We start from the raw sequence: 15,043 nt of genomic DNA on the forward strand, positions 1-15,043 counted from the left end.
CCGCAACTCGTCCTTTTTCGTTATATGGTAGGTAATGTTATAAATCTTATTGTTTTGCTTTAGAGCAACGGTCTAATAGGAATGCAACGCCTACGAATGGGATGCCACCGCTTTCACCAAGACCAATTTCACATGTGGAACTGGAGCTTACGCCTAGTGTTGCGCCGTATTCAGCAATTTCACCAGCAAGGTCTTTTGTAGCAGCTTTGTTAAGTTCTGGTGTGAAGAAACCTTTTTGACCAGCAAAGCCGTCGCATGCGAAGGATTTAATGTTGAATACATGGTCTGTACATAGACGAGCCAAGTCTTCGATGTATTGGGATTTATTCAAGGATTTAATCTTACATTGTTTATGTACGATTACGCGTTCATCGCATTTTTCAATGTCGAGATGAGGCACTACGTATTTGCACAAGAATTCAGAAATATCGTTGATTTCTAAGTCTGGCATGTGTTTAAACGCATGGTTGAAGCATGCACTATGGTCAATCACGATTGGATATTTACCATTTTGAGATGCTTTCATCAATGCATCATGCAAGTCCTTAACAGCACGTTCGTGAACGTCATCGTAGTTTTCAAAGCTCAAGCCACAGCAGAGGTTTTCGATATGTTGAGGATAGATAATATCAATGTGAGCCTTGTTGCAGAGGCTTTCTACAACTTGTTGCAAGCTGCGATCATCGTCATAACCTTGGTTAGGTTTGAATGCGCGGTTCGCACAAGTACTGAAGTATACAACCTTTTCAAAGTTAGTAGGTTTAATGCGGTTTTTCAATTTATAGCGATTAGCCTTAGGCGTTGTTTTAGGTACATACGGTGTAACACCTGTTACGCCATGTAAGCCTTCAGTAATCTTAGAAATCGCTTTTTGTGTAATGATAGAGCCCGCAATACCTTCAAGACTTACACCAGCACGGCACATTTGAAGTGTTGTGGAGAAGTTATCGTAGATTTTCTTAGCCAATTCTGGTGCAGGTGGATCGATGCGACGCATGGACAATGCGATTTGAGCAGTATCGATGCTGAGTGGGCAAAGACCTTTACACATAGAGCAAGCAGCACAGGTATCTACGCCGAAGTATTCGTAACCTTTTCTAAGTTCAGACGCCAATGTGAAGTTACCTTCGTTTTCAAGGCGTTTAGTTTCGCGTAACAATGCGATACGTTGACGTGGAGTCAATGTTAAGTTACGACTTGGACAATGTTTTTCACAGAAACCGCATTCCATACAAATTGTGAAAGCATCATCGATAACGCATTGAGCTTTAAGGTTTTTCTTGTACACATCTGGGTCATCAGTAATCATAACATCAGGGTTCAAGATGCGTTCAGGGTCAAAGATGGCTTTGATGCGACGGTTGATTTCGTACGCTTTTTTACCCCATTCCATTTCAACGAATGGTGCTACCATGCGGCCTGTACCATGTTCAGCTTTCAAAGAACCACCGAAACCAGATACGCGTTCGGACATTTCTTTTACCAAGTCGCCGAAGTTCTTAGTATCTTTAGGGTCGCTAAAATCAGGTGTAATGTTAAAGTGAACGTTACCAGACAAAGCATGACCGAAGATTACGCCACCGTCTACGAAATCGTATTTGTGGAATAATTCAGTAAGCATTTCGATGCCTTTAGTGAAGTCTTCGATTTGGAAGCAAACGTCTTCTGTGATAACAGTAGTGCCTTTTCTACGTTGACCACCAACGATTGGCAAGATACCTTTACGGATAGCCCACCAGGAATCGTATTCCTTAGGATCTTGAGAGTAAAGACTTGGGATAGCTGTTGGGATGTCTTTCAATTTATCTTTAATGAAAGCTAGATTTTCATCTACAGTTTCTTTGGAATAGCTTTCAGTTTGGAACAAGATAGCGCTTGTACCTTCTGGCACTTCACGAACGAAGTCTGGTACATTTTCAAGAGTTTGAACGGCTTTTAGGGATTGATAGTCCATCATTTCTGCAGCAACAACCTTATCGCGGCCCATATTAGCCAAGGCTACAACGGCCAAGGATGCATCGTTCAATGTTTTGAAGAACATGAGACCGCAACCTTTATGAGGTACGTCTTCAACAGTGTTGTACACGATTTCAGATACGAAGCCCAATGTACCTTCAGAACCGATAAACAAGTGATTGATGATGTCGATGATGTCTTCGAAATCAACAAGGGAGTTCAAGCCATAGCCTGTAGTATTTTTGATTTTGTATTTGTGATGAATCAAATGAGTCAATTCTTCGTCGGCTAAGATTTCTTTGCGCAATTGCAAGATTTCTTCTACCATTTGAGGTTTTTCACGAAGGAATTGTTCAATGGATTTTTTGTCCGATGTATCAAGAACAGTACCGTCTAGCAATACAACGCGGATGGAACGGATTGTTTTATAGGAGTTTTGAGCCGTACCACAGCACATACCAGAGGAGTTATTGTTCAAAATACCACCTACTAATGCTGTTGCAAGCGTAGCAGGATCTGGACCGATTTTGCGGTTGTATGGTTTCAACAAATCGTTTGCATCAGAACCGATAACACCACATTCGCATTTTAAAGCCTTGCCATCGTCGATAACTTCCATTTTTTTGAAGCCATCATTACATACGATGAGCACGTCTTCACTGGAACATTGGCCAGATAACGAAGAACCAGCTGCACGGAATGTAAATGGTGTGCCGCATTGTTGGCATAAACGAATAAGGCGTCGTACTTCCCGTTCATCCTCAGCCTTTACAACAACCTTTGGTAAATAACTGTAACAGGACGCGTCAACGCCATATGCATAACGACGTAAATGATCGGTATACACACGATCTTTACAAATCTCTTTTGCCTCCTTGGCAAAACGTTCATAATCTCTAGTAAGCGTACTCACTTATATTTCCTCCTATCCTCTCTTAAGGAATATATCTTATATTGTCTTATATTTAGTATACGCCGTTCTCATTCTCACTACTATAATTATGCATAAATTATATGTCTTCTAACAATTCTCGATATGCACTGTGTTTTTATTTCTTTAGTTGAAAGTGCATCTCAATAGCATTATCATGTACTCATCTTTTCATATGTTATATTAAAACTATTTTATTTACTAAGTATATTCATTACGCCATAACAAATGAGTACTAAACATCCCATAAAACATGAGTTACACTGCATATAATTCTATAGTAAATAGTTTACAAAAATTATGCATAAATTTGGTATAATTAATTTATTTCATTTTTCTTATTCTCATTTATATTTAGTTATGACTTTTACTCATACCTTTTTAAATTGCCTACCTAATATAACCATTAACAGTTTCTTTACATATAAAAAGCCCTCTAGTAATAACTCTTTCGAGTAACCACTAGAGGGCTTATATTATCCAAGAATACCAGATTTAAGAATAAGGCGTACCGCTAATGCAAAAACGGCAACACTCATAAGGGCAAGGATGGATTTTGCTTTCAAACGTTTAGCGATGCGCGCCCCTGCTTGGGCACCAAAAACGGCACCAATACTGGTAGGGATGGCGATGCTAAAGACGATATGATTTTCGATTAAATGTGTTATAACGCCGATCATTGTAGATACAGCAAGGATGGATTGGCTTGTAGCTGTAGCCATATGGGTAGGAAATCCCATGAGATAAATTAGGGCCGGCACATGAATAAGGCCACCACCAATACCAAAGATACTGGAGATAAAACCTACAAAAAAGCTAATGCTAATGCCAATAGGCTTGCTATACGTTAGCTGATCAAGAGTAAGGCTTTCTTCCTTCCGCTCCCCTTTTTTGAAGTTCTTAAATCCAATCAAACCAGAAGCGCATAGCATAAAGCACCCAAAGGCAAACATAAAGCCTTGTCCAGAAAACCAACCAGACATTTGGGCCCCTAAAATAGCACCTGGTAAGGTAGATAAACTAAAGACTATGGCCGCACTGATATGTACCTTCTTCTGCTTAATATACGCAATAGATCCAGAAACGGCGTTACACATAACGGAAAAGAGTGATGTCCCTACAATCATAGATGGGGACCACTCCGGGAACCAGTACATGAAGAGAGGAACGAACACAAGGCCCCCTCCGGCACCGATGATGGTGCCTAGCATAGCCGCTAAAAAGCCGACTATGGTAAAGAATATATAAAATACTATAATGTTATCCAGCATAATAAGGTCTCCCTTTACTTAGATTGGAAATATCTCTTTGCTATAACTAATTCGATTGGAAAAAGTCTTTCGCTGCTTTTAATCGTCCTCGTTCACAAGAGACTTGTAGCTCGTCACCTGGTTCAAGTTTCACATCCCCAAGAGGTACAATGTAGGTACCATTGCGACGAATACTTACGATTAATGTGCCATCTGGCAATGCCAAGTCTTGTAACTGCACCTCTGTATAGTTTGCTACTACAGGCACCTTAGTTTGGAAGAAGGTTTGCACTGATTCTAAATGGCTTTGACCGGTCATGGCTTGCAATAAGGAATCGTAAATTGGCGGCTCTTTTAACAACTCTGCCACAAGGTATGCCACAAGTGTAACAATACCGATAGCATAAATATTTGAGAAGCTATTCGTCATTTCAAGGACGAGCAATATCGCCAAAATCGGAGTTCTCATCGCAGCTGCTAGCATACCACCCATGGCACAGATGACGAATTGAGGTACAAAATCAGGAGAAATGAGGCCTAACGTTGAAAGTACGCTTTCACAAAAGGCACCTGCTGAGGCCCCTATAACGAGCATAGGCAAGAATATACCGCCTTGCGCACCACTGCCATAGCAGAAGGTGGTAAGTAAAATCTTACCTAATACGATGCCCCCTAAGAGTAATACGCCATGCGATTGAAAGGCTAACTGGCCCACAAGATCATTGCCACCACCCAAGAGGAGCTGAGAATCAAAGCCGATGGCCGCTACGGCCACAAAGGTAAGGGCTAATTTCAAGAACCGAGAGCATTTGAGCCATTCAAAGAACTTCTTGAATGCGAAGATCATGCGACAGAATAGCACCCCACAGAGCCCCATGATAACGCCCACCATAAGCAGTACAGGAAAGTACTCAATAGGAACCCCTGAGGTTACCGAAAATCCAAGGGCCGGTTCTAGGCCGAAGATACTAACCGTAATGTAATTAGAAATCAAGGTAGCTACAAATGTAGGTACAACGAGATACGGATAAAAGCTTTTATGGACCTCTTCAAAAACGAACATCGCCCCCGATACGGGCGCACTAAATGCAGCCGTTAAGCCTGCCCCTGCACCAGCAGAGGTTAAGATGCGCTGCTCACGCAGTCCTGAATTCATCCAATAGGACACAATCTTGCCGGCAGAGCCACCAATTTGTACGGCTGGGCCTTCACGACCTACAGAAAAGCCTGCAAACCCAGTCAATACACCACCAATCATCTTGGAAGCTAAAGTCCGATACGGCTTCATATCAAAGAGCCCTAGCATTTCCCCTTCGATTTGAGGAATACCAGAACCACCAGACAATGGAGCCCATGCGAGCAATCGATCTACGATAAAGGCAAAGATGACCATCACCACAAGCCATCCTATGACCCACTCTAGGGTAATGCCATCCATCAAATGCCAACGAATATGCTCAGATTCAAGGATCAAATAGCGGTAGGTAGCACCACAAAAGCCTGCAATCACACCCACAAGAGCGCCCTTCGCAATGAGCTCCGTCAACAACATACGATTCATGGACATATCTGCTAAGGTAGAACTGCGCTTATTAAATTTCCATAGCTTCATAACATTCCTCCTTAGCACTGACCAAATCTGGCTTATTATCTAAAAACATACATACAACCAAACTATGTATTCATATCCTTAGTATACTTATGTAAACCACCATTTTCAAGAAAGGATTACGTATAAAACAGCTATCTCACTAAACGTAAAATTAAAAATCCAAATAACAAGACAATAGATAGCTCTTCAAACGCAAAGCTAGCCACCTCGAAAACGAGATGGCTAGTTTTGTTAAGCAAGTGTGTAAATGTATTTTCTTTACATATTCGGAGGCATCTGAAATATGTAAAGATTCTAAAGATGTAAAGTTCTTAGGGCTAGAGCTAGGCATCATTTAGACTATTAGATTATTTAGACTAGCAAAATATTTAGACTAGTCTAAATATTGATACCACATTATAGTATTAAATCCTATACATCATGAAACACTATATGCTAGCAAATCCTAAAATTCCTTAGAATATGGATTCATAGATACTAATGATTTCTTCCATAGATGCATCCCGTGGATTACCAGGTGTACATGCATCGTTGAAAGCAGATTCAGCGAGGAATGGAATGTCTTCTCGTTTTACGCCAGCTTCGCTTAATGATTTAGGAATGCCTACATCGTCAGCTAGTTTTTGGATCACATCGATAGCTGCTTGACGATATGTTTCTTGATCCATGCCGTCTACGTCAGGAACGCCCATAACGCGAGCGATTTCACGATATTTCTCGCCTGTAGCTGGAGCGTTAAATTTCAAGACTGCTGTTAACAGCATGGCACACGCTTTACCATGAGGGATATCATACACAGCACTCAATGGATGTGCCATGGAGTGAACAATGCCGAGGCCTACGTTGGAGAAGCCCATACCTGCAATATATTGACCAAGGGACATGGCTTCACGACCTGTGAAGTCACCAGCTACGGCGCTACGCAAAGAACGACCGATAATTTCAATAGCTTTCAAATGAAGCATATCAGTGAGTTCCCATGCACCTTTTGTAATATAACCTTCTACGGCGTGAACAAGAGCATCCATGCCGGTAGATGCGCAAAGACCTGTTGGCATCGATGCGGACATATCAGGATCTACAATGGCTACGATTGGGATATCATGAGGGTCAACGCAAACGAATTTACGATTCTTTTCAACGTCTGTAATAACGTAGTTAATCGTAACCTCTGCTGCCGTACCAGATGTAGTAGACACAGCAATAATCGGCAAGCATGGATGTTTCGTAGGTGCCAATCCTTCAAGGCTACGCACATCGCTGAACTCAGGATTTGTAATAATCGTAGCAATAGCTTTACTTGTATCGATAGCACTGCCACCGCCTACAGCAACGATAGCTTCAGCACCTGCCGCCTTACAAGCAGCCACACCAGATGTTACGTTTTCAATGGTTGGATTTGGCTTAATATTATCATATACATCGTAAGCAATGCCTGCCGCATCAAGTAGGTCTGTTACCTTTGTAGCCACCTTAAACTCAAACAAATCAGGTGTAGACGTAACAAGAACCTTTTTAAAATGGCGATTCTTAATTTCGTTCACAATCTCCTGAATCGCCCCTTGCCCAAAATAGGACGTACCGTTCAACATAATTCTCCGAGCCATATACATTCACTCCTAACGAATAAAAAATAAACCGATAGAGAATAACTATAATAAGTAATTCTCTATCGGTTTATTAAAATCCTTGAAGCTGTGTTATGTATACACTATATAGTTTTATACAGAATGTAGAATACAAAAATTTCAATCTTACATGCCTCTACTCATTTTCATGAGCAAGATTCGTTTCACAGATTCATCGAGTCGTTCTTTAGAGATTCGGCCGTCTTTTACAGCTTTCATAAGGCCATTGTACGCCTCTTGCATGTGTTCGTACTCGTGGCATACGAGCAAGATATCGCTACCAGCTAAAATAGATTGAACCGCCATATCACCGAAGGTGTAGTGTTTAGCGAGAGCACCCATATCCATATCATCCGTTACGACAACACCGTTATAGCCCATATCCTTGCGCAACCAGTCTGTAATGATAGTCTTAGATAGACTAGATGGATGGTCTGGATCGATTTGAGGGTACATCGCATGAGACACCATAATTGCATATGTATTCGGTTTAGACTGTTTAACAAGGTCTACAAACACCTTCGTATCTTCATTCAGCAATGTTTTCTTAGATACTGGCACAACACTGGTATCAGCATGTAAATCCACGTCTGTTTTACCAATACCTGGGAAATGTTTGTAAGAATACCACAAGCCCGCTTCATCATAGGCCTTGCCTACTGCACTGGCATAGCGTACGACCTCATCAGGATTCGTACTAAAGGAACGACCATAGGTCAAGCCCAAGTCCGCTACAGGAGCAAAGTTAATATTGAATCCCAAGTCTTTAAGTTCCGTACCAGACTGTTTGGCCAAGGATACCGCCTGCTCAATAGGTTCCTTACCTAACTCTTCTGCAGGAGGAACCTTGATGAGCTGATCCTCCATGCGCGCCACGGCACCACCCTCTTGGTCGATACCGATGAATAATGGCGTTAAACCGGCGCTTTTACCAGTTTTATTAATGTCTGCAATGAGCGATTTCACTTGATCTTTAGATTCCATATTCCGGTCAAACAAGATAATGCCTCCTACGCGGTACTCATTGATCATAAACTTAGCATCATCGTTCAAGGTCTTGCCGTGGATACCAATCATCAACAATTGCCCCACCTTGTCTGCGTCAGACATATTAGCCACTAATTTGTCCACCTTTTCCTCTGGTGAAAGCTCGCTCTGAGCCACAGACTCATAGGTTACAGGCTCATCCTTAGAAGTAAATGGATTATGTAAACCGCAACCCGTTGTAAGCGCCAACGCGCCAATCATCGTAGCTGCTACGATACGTCGAAACATATATACCTCCAAAATCTCTAAAAAGTATTATGTATAGTATATCAAATAATAAAGACAACCCCAAAACGCCAATACATCTCATGAATCGTTAGCGCAAAAAAGACTATTACCCAAAACCTACGAATATATACCGTATTGGTTTGAAGTAATAGTCTTTATATGAGTTAAGGGCAAACTTACACTTAACTGTTGCTTAGTCTTAAATTTTACTTAATCTTAAGTTTTGCTCAGTTTTAAATTTTACCTTGCTCTTTCATTTCTGCTAAAAGCTTTACAATACGAGGTCCACAGCCTTTACCACCGCAAGCACCCGTGCCAGCACGTGTTGCCTCTTTTACCTCAGGAAATGTATGAGCACCATTCAAAATGGCTTCCTTAATCGTTTTACGTGTAATGCTACGGCATGTACACACCTTTATAAGCTTGTCCAGAATTGCCTCTGGCACTTGGTTTTCTTCAAAATCCATATATATTCCTCTTCTATTCACTTGAATATCTTTATACTAACTTATACACAGCATCAATAGACTTATGGTATTACATACTACATTATGTATAGTATTAAATACTTCATTATATATAGTATTTATCACTACTTTATGTTCAGTAATTAACACTGCTTTATCTACGATATACTAAAACACTGTTATATCGAAAAATTACGATTTCTACACTCAGTATATCATATTATGAAAACTATATCGATAGTTTTTAATATAAATATATCGATACCAATTATTTTAAAGCAGTCCCTATCCAAATATAGTTATACGACAACTAGCAATAATCATACTGCAGTTAAAATCTACTAACAAGAAAATCCAACACTAAAAAAGATTAACATAAGGCACATATAATAGAAAAGAGATCAACATAAGGCAGATATACTAGAAAAAGCCTTTACCATAAAGGAATTTCCTATACGGTAGAGGCTTTTTATATGTCTAGTATATCCATTAGCATATACAGTTACGGAAGCGGCTTTCACCAAATACATTTATAAAATCGTCCCAATGATGGCAAAGAAGATTTTAAAAATCGTTTGTTGCAATGGACGAATAATCATAGAAATAATTGGTGTATTAATAAGGATGATAAAGAAAATTAAATTGACCATCCCTAATTGATAGTATTTCATCTGCCATTCCACAGGTAGCCATGGCAATATGATATTAAACCCTGGCAACGGAGGGAATGGAATTAAACAGAACAGAGAGATACCAATGCTATACAGGATGATATATTGCAAAACCATATCAAGACCTTGAGTGGTAATAAGGTTTAGATTACCTAGTAATATATATATAAAGGTAAATATAAAGCCTGCAATTAAACCTGCTACAGGTCCAGAAAAGGCAAGCAACGTCATATCTCTGCGAGGATCTTTAAAGTAAGATGGGTTAATGGCCATCCCCTTTGGCCAACCAAAGCCAACAAGAATAATACAGAGAGTACCGATTAAATCAAGATGCGCAAAGGGAGATAGTGTAAGTCGTCCCGCCATGCTTGGTGTAGGATCTCCCAACCACGTTGCCACCTTGGCCTCTGCATAACCATAGATAGAGAAAATAATGATAATAGCCGGAACACTGGCTAATATCTGGATTGGATTAAAATCAAACATAGAACTCCTTTATGAGTTACATAATATATTTATAGATTACATAACATATTCAAAATTACACGAAACATTTAATATGTTACATAGTCCTTTATTGTTTAGCTTCCCATGCGGTGTAGCCATCTTGAATGCAACGAAGGGCATTCAATGTACGAGGATAACCGATGTACGGCACGCATTGGGATGCGATGTTAATCAAATATTGCTTGCTGTTGCCTACGTTCAAATTGCCTTCTACGTGAGCCTTCAGCTGAGGTTCACAGCCACCTTGAGCAGCCAAGAAACAGAAAGTAATCATTTCACGGTGAGCCACGCTCAATCCTTTACGCGTGTAATAGTCGCCGAACATATTAGCAAGCCACTTTTTGATGTGACGTGTATCTTCAGGGCCTTCTTCGTAAGAATGACGTACAGATTCACCAAAGATTTCCACCTGTTTTTCTACGCCCTTTTCAAGACGAGATGTGGCAGTAATTGTACTACGAGACGGATCTACAACAGTTTCCCCGCGATAGTCAAAAATCTTATTTGTGACCTTAAAGAATGGACGCACACGACCGATGCCAAGATATGGCACAGCTTGATACAGGAGCTCTATCACTTCATCGGGAATCAAGCCAAAGTTAAGTGCTGCTGGTAGCATCAACGCATATTCATCGACGGCAGATACACCCACTAATGTGGCAAGGATAGCCAAAAAACGATCCTTTGCAGGCACATTGCGACCCTCTTCGGTAATAACTTCGTCAAAGGCAAAATTATCAAACAATACTTCAAACTCAGGGTCAATATAACCTGCAGGGGCTGCAATATCAGGGAACATGCGCTCCGTATAGGCTTGAGCAAATTCAGATTTAGACATAGGAAACCTCCATAAACAACACTGGTGAAAGCCCAAACGAGCTTTCACCAGCAATAGTTATGTAATTATTACGGCTTGCGCCATCAAATTATAAAGCTGGGAAAGAGAAATCAGTGCCGTATACTTCTTTCCAAGCAGCCAAGAACATGTTGTATTCATTAGAACCAGGAGTGATTTGGTACACTTGACCATCTGGAGAGAAACGATATACAGTATGTAAGCTTGGGTGAACAATGTATTTGAACAATGTAGCTTCACCATATTGGTTGTTATGCATATTCACTACATTGATACCGAATACATAGTTACGGCTACTATCAATACCACTGAATTGGGATGCTTTATCAAAGAAGTATGTTTCAGAACCATTTGCACTGTTTGGAACCTCTGGATAGTTAGCTAAACCATTCCAGTTTGCTGCATTAGCAACACCACCAACTAATAATGTACCGGCTAATACAAATGCGCCTAATAAATTTTTATTCATAATGCTCTCCTTTTTGCCTTAACGGCATCTCACGAACAGGTCATACTCTCACATGACCTCAGTACAATACGTTATATGTATAGTATATCACATTTTATGAAAATATTAGATATATTAAATTACAGAATGTATGCATATGAGATCTTACTAGAGTACGCTACATTAGCGCTTAAGCTTCTCTGCTGTTCTAGCATTAGCGTTATCGATTGCTTCTAACAATTTGTTAAGCAACATACGCATTTGACGGGTTTCTTCAACGTCAAAAATCGGGCCTGCAGCTTCAGACAAGCGACGTGGTATATGAACTGCTTCATCACGTAATGCTTTACCTGTATCAGTAAGGGTTACCATTACTACGCGTTCATCTTGGCGGCTGCGTTTACGCTTTAAGAATGCTTTTGCTTCTAATTTCTTTAAAAGTGGTGTTAATGTACCAGAATCAAGGCGCAATACTTGGCCTAGTTCTTTAACGGACAAATCACCATATTGCCACAATGCCATCATTACGATGTATTGAGTATATGTCAAATTTAACGGATCTAAGTGACTGCGATATGCATTAACAATTTCCTTCGCCACTACATAAAGTGGGAAGCTCAATTGGTTTTCTAATTTCATGTACTCTGCATCAGGTACGTCTTCTTTATGTTTGTAACCTTCGAGTACGCCAATTTCTGCCATATTCTACCTCCATATGCACACAATAATCTACAAATTAATTGTACACAATTCTACAGCAAGCAGTCAACGTAAAAAACCTACTTTGGACATAAATTTTTAAATTTGTCAATTATTTAATATATTTTTTCTTTTTTATTAAAGAAAGTAGTGGCTCTATAGAATTCATGGGGCAAAATTATGACATATAACTACAAAATGATTGATAAAAATTTTTTATATCAGACTTAAGTCTTATAGTTTTAATATCAGAGTTCAGTCTTATAGTATAATAAAGAAAATAACAATTGTATTTCTTGTATTACATTCCCTATCTAACAGGAGGTTACTATGAACACATTAGAATGTATCAAAACTCGTCATAGTACGCGTAAATTTAAGGCAGATCAAGTATCTCGTGAGCTTATCGACCAAGTACTCGACGCTGGTCGCCGTGCCCCATCTGGTGGCAATACACAATTAACACATTTCATGGTCATCACAAACCAAAATGTGCTCAACGAACTAGTAACACTTGTACAAGAGGAATACGGGAAAATGCCGATTACAGAAAATACATTACCTTACATGGTGAATATCATCAAAATGTCCGCAGAAGGCAAGTTTGTATTTAACTATGGCGCGCCTGTACTTATCGTATTGGCTAGCAAACCAAGTTATGCCAACAACTTTGCTGACGTGTCATGTGCAATGCAAAACATGATGCTTGCTTGCAACGAGCTCGACCTTGGCAGCTGCTGGGTTAACCAAATCCGCCATCTTCAAGACAACGAACGCATCCAAGCTAAAATGCGTGAGCTAGGCCTTGGAGAAGACGAAAAAGTCTACGCTAGCTTGGCTATCGGCTATCCAGACTTACCAAACGGCCTTAACCGCCGTGAAATCGAGCCAAAAGGCTACAAAGTGACATATGTAGATTAATGTAACATCAAGAGCTTCGCATATACACAATAAAGCAAAATAAAAGCGCTATCAATTCCACTACTCATACAGAGTTGTTATCAGAATTGATAGCGCTATTTTATTGATTATATTACGTTTTAGCTCATGACATCTTAGCAATCAGATCAGTGGATGAATTTTAATTACTCTTCAAATACGCGTTTACGAGCGGCTTTTACAAGAACGATATCTGCTGCTTCTACAGCAATATCACTGCCTACACCGCCCATGGCGATGCCTACATCAGATTTCTTAAGGGCTGGCGCATCGTTCATATATCTTGATAATCAAATGGATTTTTATATAGAAGATATTTTAATGTTCTACAACCTATGCGCTAGCCACATAATGGTGCGTTAAAATAACTATTTATCATAATTAAAAATAAAATATAGTCGACTTTTAGTCATACATGGTATGATTACAATGACATTTTGTAGAAAGGATGTGTAATGATGTCGATTTTCTCTCCAGCTCCTCATATTGAACGATTACCAGAGGGGCAAATCGATTCCACCTACAAACGTCTTCGCAAAGAAGTCTTTGCAGGTACTTTTATTGGTTATGCTACATTCTATTTAATCCGCCAAAACTTTAGTTTGGCTGTTCCGTACATGATTGCTGAGTACGGCTACACTAAAGCGGATCTTGGTATTGTCATGACCCTCTTATCCGTAGCGTACGGCATAAGTAAATTTGTCATGGGTAATGCGTCTGACCGCTCTAACCCAAAATACTTCTCCACAGTAGGTCTATTGCTCAGTGCTTTAGTTATGTTATTATTCGGCACCTTACCTGGTGTTTTAAGCAGTATTCCTATCATGTGCGTGCTCGCCTTCTTAAATGGTTGGTTCCAAGGTATGGGCTATCCTCCATATGCGAAAAATATGGTAACTTGGTTCTCCCGTTCTGAACGCGGTGCTTGGTGGTCTTGGTGGAACGTATCCCACAATCTTGGTGGCGGTATCATCGCACCTCTTGCTACGTTAGGTATCTATCTATTTGGTACATGGCATAGTATTTTCTTCTTCCCTGCTCTTATTTCTATCGTTTTAGCTGTGGTTACATTCTTCTTGTTGAAAGATACACCTCAATCTTGTGGCTTGCCACCTATCGAAGAATATAAACACGAAACAGTAGCAGCTGAAGTAAATGATGAAAACAAAACTACTTTCAAAGAAATCTTCTACAAATATATTTTGCATAACAAATACTTATGGTATCTTGCAATCGCAAATATCTTTGTATACTTCATCCGTTATGGCGTAGTAAGCTGGGCTCCTACTTATTTGACTGCTGTGAAAGGCTTTACAAAAGAAGGTTCCCGTTGGGCTTACTTCTTATACGAATGGGCTGGTATTCCAGGCATGCTCGTAAGTGGCTATTTGAGTGACCGCGTATTCCGCGGCCGTCGTGCTCCAGCTACCATCTGCTTCATGCTATTCGTTATCTTGGCAATCCTTGTTTACTGGTTCAACCCAGCAGGCAATATCCTTATCGATAACTTAGCACTTATCGCTATTGGCTTCCTCATCTACGGTCCTGTTATGATGATTGGCCTTCAAGCAGCAGACATGGTACCACGTGTAGCAACAGGTGGCGCTACTGGTCTTACAGGCCTTCTTGGTTACCTCATCGGTTCCGCTGGTGCTGGTGCGTTCATGGGTCTCATGGTTGACCTTTATGGTTGGGATGGCGGCTTCGTGGCCCTCGTTGGTGCATGTATCCTCGCTATCGTATTCCTACTTCTCACACTTGGTGACAAATCCCAAGCAAAAGAATAATCTACAACTAATAGTTG

At 40.3% G+C, this 15,043-nt stretch carries 13 protein-coding genes; 2 read left to right on the top strand and 11 right to left on the bottom strand.

Annotated elements, in window-relative coordinates:
* Window positions 1-46: 46 nt before the first annotated feature.
* The 10 genes from EL171_RS09480 to EL171_RS09525 form a co-directional block, all read right to left on the bottom strand.
* Window positions 47-2,869, bottom strand: coding sequence for an FAD-binding and (Fe-S)-binding domain-containing protein (locus tag EL171_RS09480; RefSeq protein WP_005384978.1), 2,823 nt, complete (start codon window positions 2,867-2,869; stop codon window positions 47-49).
* Window positions 2,870-3,363: 494 nt separating this feature from the next.
* The gene (locus tag EL171_RS09485) at window positions 3,364-4,158 is read right to left on the bottom strand and encodes a sulfite exporter TauE/SafE family protein (RefSeq protein ID WP_005384977.1); all 795 of its coding nucleotides are present in this window, start codon (window positions 4,156-4,158) and stop codon (window positions 3,364-3,366) included.
* 46 nt (window positions 4,159-4,204) lie between these two features.
* Entirely contained in the window at window positions 4,205-5,749 is a 1,545-nt protein-coding gene (locus EL171_RS09490; protein WP_005384975.1) for a ClC family H(+)/Cl(-) exchange transporter, read from the bottom strand.
* Between the two features lie 455 nt (window positions 5,750-6,204).
* Window positions 6,205-7,356, bottom strand: a complete 1,152-nt coding sequence (fucO, locus tag EL171_RS09495; RefSeq protein ID WP_039968847.1) for a lactaldehyde reductase — start codon at window positions 7,354-7,356, stop codon at window positions 6,205-6,207.
* 147 nt (window positions 7,357-7,503) lie between these two features.
* Window positions 7,504-8,652, bottom strand: a complete 1,149-nt coding sequence (locus EL171_RS09500) for a glycoside hydrolase family 3 N-terminal domain-containing protein (RefSeq protein WP_005384973.1) — start codon at window positions 8,650-8,652, stop codon at window positions 7,504-7,506.
* Window positions 8,653-8,885: 233 nt separating this feature from the next.
* Window positions 8,886-9,119, bottom strand: coding sequence for a (2Fe-2S)-binding protein (locus EL171_RS09505; protein ID WP_005384972.1), 234 nt, complete (start codon window positions 9,117-9,119; stop codon window positions 8,886-8,888).
* Window positions 9,120-9,649: 530 nt separating this feature from the next.
* Window positions 9,650-10,276: a site-2 protease family protein gene (locus EL171_RS09510; protein WP_005384970.1), complete on the bottom strand. Its 627-nt coding sequence runs from the start codon at window positions 10,274-10,276 to the stop codon at window positions 9,650-9,652.
* 88 nt (window positions 10,277-10,364) lie between these two features.
* Window positions 10,365-11,135 (bottom strand): carboxymuconolactone decarboxylase family protein, encoded by a 771-nt coding sequence (locus EL171_RS09515; protein WP_005384969.1) that lies wholly within the window; start codon window positions 11,133-11,135, stop codon window positions 10,365-10,367.
* An 88-nt stretch (window positions 11,136-11,223) separates the two neighbouring features.
* Window positions 11,224-11,622 (bottom strand): hypothetical protein, encoded by a 399-nt coding sequence (locus EL171_RS09520; protein WP_005384968.1) that lies wholly within the window; start codon window positions 11,620-11,622, stop codon window positions 11,224-11,226.
* A gap of 162 nt (window positions 11,623-11,784) precedes the next feature.
* Complete coding sequence (locus tag EL171_RS09525) at window positions 11,785-12,303, bottom strand: MarR family winged helix-turn-helix transcriptional regulator (protein ID WP_005384967.1); 519 nt, start codon at window positions 12,301-12,303, stop codon at window positions 11,785-11,787.
* A gap of 327 nt (window positions 12,304-12,630) precedes the next feature.
* Here EL171_RS09525 and EL171_RS09530 point away from each other — a divergent pair, with 327 nt between their 5' ends.
* Window positions 12,631-13,221 carry a nitroreductase gene (locus EL171_RS09530; protein ID WP_005384966.1) on the top strand — a complete coding sequence of 197 codons (591 nt, stop codon included), beginning with the start codon at window positions 12,631-12,633 and terminating at the stop codon, window positions 13,219-13,221.
* A 164-nt stretch (window positions 13,222-13,385) separates the two neighbouring features.
* Here the strand turns inward: EL171_RS09530 and EL171_RS10060 are convergent, their stop codons facing one another.
* Window positions 13,386-13,517 carry a hypothetical protein gene (locus tag EL171_RS10060; protein WP_005384964.1) on the bottom strand — a complete coding sequence of 44 codons (132 nt, stop codon included), beginning with the start codon at window positions 13,515-13,517 and terminating at the stop codon, window positions 13,386-13,388.
* A gap of 180 nt (window positions 13,518-13,697) precedes the next feature.
* On the opposite strand from EL171_RS10060, the gene pgtP reads away from it, so the two are divergent.
* The gene (gene pgtP / locus EL171_RS09535; protein WP_039969292.1) at window positions 13,698-15,026 is read left to right on the top strand and encodes a phosphoglycerate transporter protein PgtP; all 1,329 of its coding nucleotides are present in this window, start codon (window positions 13,698-13,700) and stop codon (window positions 15,024-15,026) included.
* Window positions 15,027-15,043: the final 17 nt, after the last annotated feature.

The organism is Veillonella dispar (assembly GCF_900637515.1).
GTDB classification, from domain to species: Bacteria; Bacillota; Negativicutes; order Veillonellales; family Veillonellaceae; genus Veillonella; species Veillonella dispar.

Excerpts from the sequence above, each read along its gene's own strand:
- EL171_RS09485 (WP_005384977.1), bottom strand. The coding sequence starts at position 4,158 with ATGCTGGATAACATTATAGTATTTTATATATTCTTTACCATAGTCGGC.
- EL171_RS09490 (WP_005384975.1), bottom strand. The coding sequence starts at position 5,749 with ATGAAGCTATGGAAATTTAATAAGCGCAGTTCTACCTTAGCAGATATG.
- fucO (WP_039968847.1), bottom strand. The coding sequence starts at position 7,356 with ATGGCTCGGAGAATTATGTTGAACGGTACGTCCTATTTTGGGCAAGGG.
- EL171_RS09500 (WP_005384973.1), bottom strand. The coding sequence starts at position 8,652 with ATGTTTCGACGTATCGTAGCAGCTACGATGATTGGCGCGTTGGCGCTT.
- EL171_RS09505 (WP_005384972.1), bottom strand. The coding sequence starts at position 9,119 with ATGGATTTTGAAGAAAACCAAGTGCCAGAGGCAATTCTGGACAAGCTT.
- EL171_RS09510 (WP_005384970.1), bottom strand. The coding sequence starts at position 10,276 with ATGTTTGATTTTAATCCAATCCAGATATTAGCCAGTGTTCCGGCTATT.
- EL171_RS09515 (WP_005384969.1), bottom strand. The coding sequence starts at position 11,135 with ATGTCTAAATCTGAATTTGCTCAAGCCTATACGGAGCGCATGTTCCCT.
- EL171_RS09520 (WP_005384968.1), bottom strand. The coding sequence starts at position 11,622 with ATGAATAAAAATTTATTAGGCGCATTTGTATTAGCCGGTACATTATTA.
- EL171_RS09525 (WP_005384967.1), bottom strand. The coding sequence starts at position 12,303 with ATGGCAGAAATTGGCGTACTCGAAGGTTACAAACATAAAGAAGACGTA.
- EL171_RS09530 (WP_005384966.1), top strand. The coding sequence starts at position 12,631 with ATGAACACATTAGAATGTATCAAAACTCGTCATAGTACGCGTAAATTT.
- EL171_RS10060 (WP_005384964.1), bottom strand. The coding sequence starts at position 13,517 with ATGAACGATGCGCCAGCCCTTAAGAAATCTGATGTAGGCATCGCCATG.
- pgtP (WP_039969292.1), top strand. The coding sequence starts at position 13,698 with ATGTCGATTTTCTCTCCAGCTCCTCATATTGAACGATTACCAGAGGGG.